Genomic DNA, 7,768 nt, shown 5'->3' on the forward strand with positions numbered 1-7,768 from the left:
GTCGTCGGCCATCAGGTGCTGCCACACGGCGCGGTTGTCGTTGAAGGGCGCTTCGATCCAGGTGTGGCGCTCCTGCGGCGGGTGGGTGGTGAAGCGCACATCGGCGATGCACCAGCGGTCGTTGCCGCGTTTGGAGTCGAATGGCACCTTCAGCCATTCGCGCAAGGGGCTGTGCGCGCCGGTCGCATCGATCACATGCTCGGCTACGATCCGGTAGCTGCCGGCCGGTGTCTCCACCGTCAGGGTGGCGAAATCCGCGTTTTGCTCGAAACCCACCAGGCGGTTTTCCCAGCGCAGTTGCACGTGGCCCAGCTGCTGGATGCGGTCGACCAGAAAGGCTTCGATGTAGAACTGCTGGATGTTGATGAAGGGCGGCTGGCTGGAGAGGTGGAAGTTGCCTTGCTGGCGCAAGTCGAAACTGTAGACCTCGTCGTCGCCCGCATAGGTGCGGCCCACGCTCCATTGCACCCCCTTGGCCGCGATGCGCTCAAAGATGCCCAGGCGTTCAAAAATCTCCAGCGACTTCTGGGTGTAGCAGATGCCGCGCGAGGATGCGCCTTTGACACCCACGGTGTTGTCTTCGTCCAGCAGCACCGCCGCCACGCCCAGACGCGCCAGCGAGCAGGCCAGCGTCAGGCCGGTGATGCCACCGCCGACGATGACCACGGGGTGGCGCACCCGCTCGGGCTGGTCGAGTTCGGCGGGGCGTTCAAAGGGGTAGTGCGGCAGTTGGTAGCCCTGGCCGGTGCTGGACGGACCGAGGGCGGTGTTGGCAATGGCTGGCACGTGTCTCCCTCGCTTCAGGTTTTGGCGCCGACTTCGGGGCGGTCGTTGCGCTGGGGCTTGAGAGCCTGCGCCGTCTTGCCGGCGGCGCGCTCCTGGCGCCACTGCTCTTTGCGCGCCGTCCACTCGGCCAGGCGGGTGTGCGCGGTCTTGCTTTCGCTGTGCATCTGCGCCGCGTCGGCGCGCTGGGAGGTGAGTTCCAGCCGCACGCCGTTCGGATCGAAGAAGTAGATGCTGTCAAAAATGTGGTGGTCGGTGATGCCCAGCACCTCGATGCCGTGCGCTTCCAGGCGGGCTTTCATGTCTTCCAGCGCTTGCTTGGAGTCGACCCGGAACGAAATGTGGTTCACCCACAAAGGCGTGTTCGGGCTGGGCTCGGCGGCCTGGTCGTCGCCCAGGTCGAAGAAGGCGATGAAAGAGCCGTCTTGCAGGCGGAAAAAGAAGTGCGTGTAGGGGCAGTATTCACCGGTGCTGGGCACATGGTCGCTCTGGATGATGTGGTACAGCGGCAGACCCAGGATGTCTTCGTAGTAATGGCGTGTTTCTTCGGCGTCGCGTGCCCGGTAGGCGTAGTGGTGCAGCTGCTGGATCGGGGCGGGAGCGGGGAGGGGCGTGGTGTGCATGGCGGTTGTCTCCGGCGGTTTGAATTCACCAATGTGAAATTCATTGTACCAAACGAAATTATTCTGTGGTGAAGAAAACGCCAGTTTGAGCGTTTACATCGGGGGTGTCGATGGTGTTGAGAATCGTTATCAATTAATTTGATTTGATAGTTTTTGGTAATTCGTCATATAGGCCAGAACAATTAGACGGTGTGCATGCGCGCGGGTATGGTGTGCGAGTCCCAATGGGTTTGGATGCGTTCCGGTCCGATCATTGGGCGCTTCATCAACCCACGATAGGAGAACCCCCATGGCCGCATTGAAAGGCTCGAAAACCGAGCAATGCCTGAAAGACGCCTTCGCCGGCGAATCCCAGGCCAACCGCCGCTACCTCTACTTCGCAAACAAGGCCGACATCGAGGGCCAGAACGACGTGGCAGCCTTGTTCCGCTCCACCGCCGAAGGCGAAACCGGCCATGCACACGGCCACCTGGAGTTCCTGGAGCAGTCCGGCGACCCGGCTACCGGCATGCCCATTGGTGCGACGCGCGACAACCTGGCCTCTGCTGTGGCCGGTGAGACGCACGAGTACACCGACATGTACCCCGGCATGGCGAAGACCGCACGCAGCGAAGGCTTCGACGAAGTGGCCGACTGGTTTGAAACCCTGGCCAAGGCCGAGCGCAGCCACGCCAACCGCTACCAGAAGGCCTTGACCGAACTGGTGGATTAATTGACCCACCCCCGCGCCGCGCCTGCGGCGCGTCACCCCCTCAAGGGGGCAATCCATGTGGCCCGGCAAAGCCGGTTCCACTGGATTCTTGACCAAGGCACCTCGCGCGCACCGTTTTTGAAAGGGTTTTTTTGAGCCCTTTCAAAAACCCACCACAACATCCCCAGACAAGAGGAGCAGAGACATGGCCACCGAAGGCAATTTGCAGGCGCCCACCCGGCATGCGCTGGACTGGAAAAACCCCGATTTTTACAACGAAGAGAAGTGCTTCGACGAGCTGGAGCGCATCTTCGACATCTGCCACGGCTGCCGCCGCTGCGTGAGCTTGTGCGGCGCTTTCCCGACCCTGTTCGATCTGGTCGACGAGAGCAAGACCCTGGAGGTCGATGGCGTTGACAAGAAGGATTTCTGGAAGGTGGTGGACCAGTGCTACATGTGCGACCTGTGCTACATGACCAAGTGTCCGTACACGCCGCCGCACGAGTGGAATCTGGATTTTCCGCACACCATGCTGCGGGCCAAAGCCATCAAGTTCCAGAAGGGTGAAGTTGGGGTGGCGGAGAAATTTCTGGCCTCCACCGATGTGCACGGCCAGTTCGCTGGCATTCCTGTGGTTGTGCAGGTGGCCAATGCGGTGAACAAGACGAAGCTGGCGCGCAGCGTGATGGAGAAGGTGGCGGGCGTGGACAAGGACGCCTGGCTGCCCGAACTGGCGACCAAGAAGTTTCGCTCTGGCACGCCCGGGGCCACCGCCAGCGCGGTGGTGAACGGCGACAAGACGCCGGGCAAGGTGGCGATCTTCTCCACCTGCTACATCAACTACAACGAGCCCGGCATCGGCCTGGACTTGCTCAAGATCCTGAACCACAACGACATTCCCTACGTGATCGTGGACAAGGAAAAATGCTGCGGCATGCCCAAGCTGGAGCTGGGTGATCTGGAGTCGGTGCAGGCCAGCAAAGAGGCCAATATTCCGGTGCTGGCCCGGTACGCCAAAGACGGCTACGCCATCCTGGCCGCCGTGCCCAGTTGTGCGCTCATGTTCAAGCAGGAAATCCCGCTCATGTTTCCGGACGATGCCGACACCCAGTTGGTGAAGGAACACATGTGGGACCCGTTTGAATACTTCATGGCGCGCAAGCGCGACGGTCTGCTCAAGGTCGAATTCCCGCAGAAGCTGGGCAATGTGAGCTACCAAATCCCTTGCCATGGCCGGGTGCAGAACATCGGCAAGAAGACCGAAGAGATGCTCAAGATGATCCCGGACACCACCATCAACACCATCGAGCGATGCTCGGGGCACGCCGGGACCTTTGGCGTCAAGAAGGCTTATCACCAGACCGCCATGAAGATCGGCAAGCCGGTATTCAAGGCCATGGCCAACATGAAGGACGGCAGCAAACCCGACTACATCAGCTCGGACTGCCCGCTCGGCGGCCACCACATCGCCCAGGGTTTCGAGGTCAACGGCCTCGGCGCGCCCGAGCTGCAGCATCCGCTGAGCCTGGTGGCCCGGGCATACGGCCTGAAAAAATGACGGCCCCCACGCTCCGCCGCTGCGCGGGTCGCTGCCCCAGGACTGGGGAGGGACCCGGTCGACGCCAGCTCTGGGGCGCGTTTTGCCTTGGGGCGGCCCGGCGGCAAAACCTACGTTGAACAGGAGAAACCCATGCAACTCACCGGACACATCACCCCCGACAGCCTCATGAGCCTGGAGGCCTACACCAAGTGGCGCAAGCTGCACAAGGCCGATGTCATTGCGCACCGCAAGCTGCGCAGCGTGCTGCTGGGCGAGCACATCAACCTGCAGTTCGAGAGCGAGACCACCATCCGCTACCAGATCCAGGAAATGCTGCGCATTGAAAAAGTCTTCGAGGAAGAGGGCATCCTGCAGGAGATCGAGGCCTATGCGCCGCTGGTGCCCGATGGCAGCAACTGGAAGGCCACCATGATGATCGAGTACACCGACGTCAACGAGCGCAAGCGCGAGCTGGCGCGGCTGATCGGCGTGGAAGACCGGTTGTTTGTTGAAGTCGAGGGCCACACCCGCGTCTACGCCATTGCCGACGAGGACCTGGACCGCGAGAACGAGGAAAAGACCTCGGCCGTGCACTTTGTGCGCTTCGAATTCACGCCGCCGATGTGTGCGGCCGTCAAGGCGGGCGCCGGCGTCAAGCTGGGCTGCGACCACACGCATTACCCGGCGCACGTCCAGATCAACCTCGAAACCCTGAGCAGCCTGGCGGGCGATCTGCGCTGAAGGTCCGGTTGGCGATAATCGGGGCTTCCTGCGGGAAGCCTTTTTTTCTGTTTGAAACCGGCGACCAAGCCGAACCCGACGCACCCCATGCTGTTTCTGATTTCTCCCGCCAAAGCCCTCGATTTCGAGACACCGGCGCACACCACCGAGCACACGCAACCCTTGTTCGTGAAGCAATCCAGCGCCCTCATCGAGGTGCTGCGCGAAAAGTCGCCCTTGCAGATCGCCGAACTCATGCATTTGTCGGACACGCTCTCGGGGCTGAACGTGGCGCGCTACCAGGCTTGGCGGCCCAAATTCACTGCCAAGAACGCGAAACAAGCGGTGCTGGCTTTTGATGGTGATGTCTACGGCGGTCTGGATGCGAAGTCGCTGGGCGGGGCCGAGCTCGACTGGTTGCAGCAGCACCTGTGCATCTTGAGTGGGCTCTACGGCGTGTTGCGCCCGCTCGACCGCATGCAGCCGTACCGGCTCGAAATGGGCACCCGCCTGGCCACCAGCGCGGGCAGCAACCTTTACCAGTTCTGGGGCAGCCAGATCGCCGATTATTTGAACCAGCGCGCCGCCGCCGATGTCAGCCCGGTGGTGATCAACCTCGCCAGCCAGGAGTATTTCAAGGCGGTGGACCGCAAGGTCCTCAAGCCCCGGGTGGTCACGCCGGTGTTTGAGGAGTACAAGAACGGCCAATACAAGATCATCAGTTTCATGGCCAAACGCGCACGTGGCCTGATGGTGCGTTACGCTGTGAAGCATCAGGCCACGCTGGTCGAGCAGCTCAAAGGCTTTGACGCCGAGGGCTACCGTTTCAACGCAGCGGCGTCCGACGCCGAGCGCCTGGTGTTTCGCCGCGAACAGAAAGCCTGAACCATTTCCCAGTCAAAACCCACCGCCAGGACCGTCATGAAACAGACCGTCACCCCCGCCTTGCGCCAATGGATCATCGAACAGGCCAGCGCCGGCTTCGCACCCGATGCCGTGCTGGAGGCCATGAAGTCCTCAGGGTGGGACGAGGATGTGGCCATCAGCGCGATGGAAAGCACCTTGCGTGAACACCTGCAAAGCCAGAACAAGAGCGCCACACGGGCTTCGCCGCCGGCAGCGGATGTGCCGCGCACCGCCTCACCCGTGGTGGCGCGCCCGGCCTCGAGCCTGCCCGACGTGGCGCTGTCCGGGGCGGCGAACCAGATCGACGTGGGCGATGGTCTGGTCGAGGTGATCGCCAGCCTGATCAACCCGCGCGTGCTGGTGCTGGGCCATTTTTTGAGCGACGAAGAGTGCGATGGTCTGATTGCCGCGGCGCGACCGCGCATGGCGCGATCGCTCACGGTAGAGACCAAATCGGGCGGTGAGGAGCTCAACCCCGACCGCACCAGCAACGGCATGTTTTTCACGCGCGGACAGACGCCCCTGATCGAGCGCATCGAGGCGCGTATTGCGCGGCTGGTGAACTGGCCGCTGGAAAACGGCGAAGGTCTGCAGGTGCTGCACTACCGGCCCGGTGCCGAGTACAAGCCGCACTACGACTATTTCGACCCCAAGGAGCCGGGCACGCCGACCATTGTCAAACGCGGTGGCCAGCGCGTCGCCACACTGATCATGTATTTGAACGAACCGACCCGGGGCGGTGCCACCGTGTTTCCCGACATCGGCCTGGAGGTGGCGCCCTTGCGCGGCAACGCCGTCTTTTTCAGCTACGACAAGCCCGAGCCGTCCACCCGCAGCCTGCACGGCGGCACACCAGTGCTGGAGGGCGAGAAGTGGGTAGCCACCAAGTGGTTGCGCGAAGGCGTGTTCACCTAAGTCGCGCACAATGCGGGCGGCGTCGGTTCCCGGTGCCCAACGCCGGCTTCTCCCGGCGCCTGGTACGGACTCTTCGCTTTCACTGTCTCTTCGTCTTCCCACCGAGATCCTTGGTCATGAAAATTCAAAGCAACGGGCTCAGTTTCGAAGTCGAAATCAGCGGCGAAGAGACGGCTCCTGCGGTGTTGCTCACCATGGGCCTGGGCATGCAGCTCGTGGCCTGGCCCGATTCGCTGATCCAGGCCCTGGTGCGCGCGGGTTACCGGGTGATCCGCTACGACAACCGCGACATCGGCTTGTCCAGCCATCTCGATGATCTGGGGCAACCCCACCTGGCCTGGCAGTTCATCAAGTCGCGCATCGGTTTGCCGCTGCGTTCGGGCTACAGCCTGCAAGACATGGCGCAGGACGCGCTGGGGATACTGGACGCGCTCAAGATCCGCCAGGCGCACCTGGTGGGCGTGTCCATGGGCGGCATGGTGTCGCAGCGCATCGCTGCCACCGCGCCCACGCGCGTACTCAGCCTGACCAGCGTCATGAGTTCCAGCGGCGCGCCCGGTCTGCCCGGGCCTGGCATGGATGTGACCCAGGCCATGCTCAAGCGGCCCAGCAGCAAGGACCCCGAGGCGGTGGTGGCCCATACGCTCGACCTCTTCAAGCTCGTGGGCAGTCCGGCGTATGCGCAAGACATGGCCGAGTTCCAGCAACATCTGATGCAAGGCGTGCAACGCAGCTACCACCCCGAAGGCGTGGTGCGCCAGATGATGGCGATCGCCAGCGACACCCAGCGCTTTGAGCTGCTGCCCAAAATCGGCTGTCCTACCTTGGTGATCCACGGCACGGCCGATCCGCTGGTGCCGATTGCCTGCGGACGCGACACCGCCGAGCGCATACCGGGCGCACGCTTCGAAGCCATCGAAGGCATGGGCCACGACTGGCCGCCGGGCGTGGCCAAGCGCCTGGCCGAACTCATCGTGCCGCACCTCCAGGCGGTCCATCCATGAGCGACAACACGCCGGAGCACTCGCAGCTGGGCAAAGCCTCGGCCTACGTCGATCGCTACGACGCATCGCTGCTGTTCCCCTTGCCCCGCGCGGCCAAGCGCGAAGACATGGGCATCAGCGGCAGCCTGCCTTTTTTGGGCGCCGACCTCTGGACCGCGTACGAGCTGTCCTGGCTCAACCTGCGTGGCAAGCCGCAGGTGGCGCTGGCGCACATCACCGTGCCTTGCGAGAGCACCCATATCGTGGAGAGCAAATCGTTCAAGCTCTACCTCAACAGCTTCAACAACACCGGTTTCGCCAGTGCCGACGCGGTGCGCCAGCAGATCCGAAGCGACTTGAACGGCGCGATCTGGCACGGTGGCCCCATGCAGGCGGGCGTGGGGGTGAAGCTGTGTCTGCCCGAACAATTCGAGAGCGAGAAGGTGCAGGAACTCAAAGGCCTGTGCATCGACCGGCTGGACGTGGAATGCACCCGATACCAGCCCGCGCCCGAGCTGCTCAGCGCCGCGCTGGACGAGCAGCCGGTGAGCGAATCGCTGATGAGCCATTTGCTCAAGAGCAATTGCCTTGTGACCGGCCAACCCGA

At 62.8% G+C, this 7,768-nt stretch carries 9 protein-coding genes; 7 read left to right on the forward strand and 2 right to left on the reverse strand.

Translation table 11 applies throughout. The features are described 5' to 3' along the window. Together ABYB95_RS12520 and ABYB95_RS12525 are read right to left on the reverse strand one after the other, a co-directional pair. On the reverse strand, positions 1 to 777 hold a 777-nt coding region (locus ABYB95_RS12520), incomplete at its 3' end, for an FAD-dependent oxidoreductase (RefSeq protein WP_372658896.1). A 23-nt stretch (positions 778 to 800) separates the two neighbouring features. Then, positions 801 to 1,406 (reverse strand): VOC family protein, encoded by a 606-nt coding sequence (locus ABYB95_RS12525; protein WP_372658888.1) that lies wholly within the window; start codon positions 1,404 to 1,406, stop codon positions 801 to 803. Positions 1,407 to 1,695: 289 nt separating this feature from the next. Here ABYB95_RS12525 and ABYB95_RS12530 point away from each other — a divergent pair, with 289 nt between their 5' ends. The 7 genes from ABYB95_RS12530 to ABYB95_RS12560 all read left to right on the forward strand — a co-directional run. Then, on the forward strand, positions 1,696 to 2,118 hold the full coding sequence (locus ABYB95_RS12530; RefSeq protein WP_372658889.1) for a rubrerythrin family protein: 423 nt from the start codon (positions 1,696 to 1,698) through the stop codon (positions 2,116 to 2,118). 184 nt (positions 2,119 to 2,302) lie between these two features. After that, complete coding sequence (locus ABYB95_RS12535) at positions 2,303 to 3,655, forward strand: (Fe-S)-binding protein (protein WP_372658890.1); 1,353 nt, start codon at positions 2,303 to 2,305, stop codon at positions 3,653 to 3,655. A gap of 132 nt (positions 3,656 to 3,787) precedes the next feature. Beyond that, the gene (locus ABYB95_RS12540; RefSeq protein ID WP_372658891.1) at positions 3,788 to 4,378 is read left to right on the forward strand and encodes a DUF3501 family protein; all 591 of its coding nucleotides are present in this window, start codon (positions 3,788 to 3,790) and stop codon (positions 4,376 to 4,378) included. Between the two features lie 87 nt (positions 4,379 to 4,465). Further along, positions 4,466 to 5,242, forward strand: coding sequence for a peroxide stress protein YaaA (gene yaaA / locus ABYB95_RS12545; RefSeq protein WP_372658892.1), 777 nt, complete (start codon positions 4,466 to 4,468; stop codon positions 5,240 to 5,242). A gap of 36 nt (positions 5,243 to 5,278) precedes the next feature. After that, entirely contained in the window at positions 5,279 to 6,178 is a 900-nt protein-coding gene (locus ABYB95_RS12550) for a 2OG-Fe(II) oxygenase (RefSeq protein ID WP_372658893.1), read from the forward strand. Between the two features lie 116 nt (positions 6,179 to 6,294). After that, positions 6,295 to 7,182, forward strand: a complete 888-nt coding sequence (locus ABYB95_RS12555) for an alpha/beta fold hydrolase (protein WP_372658894.1) — start codon at positions 6,295 to 6,297, stop codon at positions 7,180 to 7,182. Beyond that, positions 7,179 to 7,768, forward strand: a 590-nt coding sequence (locus tag ABYB95_RS12560) for an NADPH-dependent 7-cyano-7-deazaguanine reductase QueF (protein WP_372658895.1), incomplete at its 3' end; no start/stop codon positions are given. The genes ABYB95_RS12555 and ABYB95_RS12560, both read left to right, overlap by 4 nt.

The sequence above is a fragment of the Hydrogenophaga sp. genome, from assembly GCF_041633695.1.
In the GTDB taxonomy this organism is placed as follows: Bacteria; Pseudomonadota; Gammaproteobacteria; order Burkholderiales; family Burkholderiaceae_C; genus Hydrogenophaga.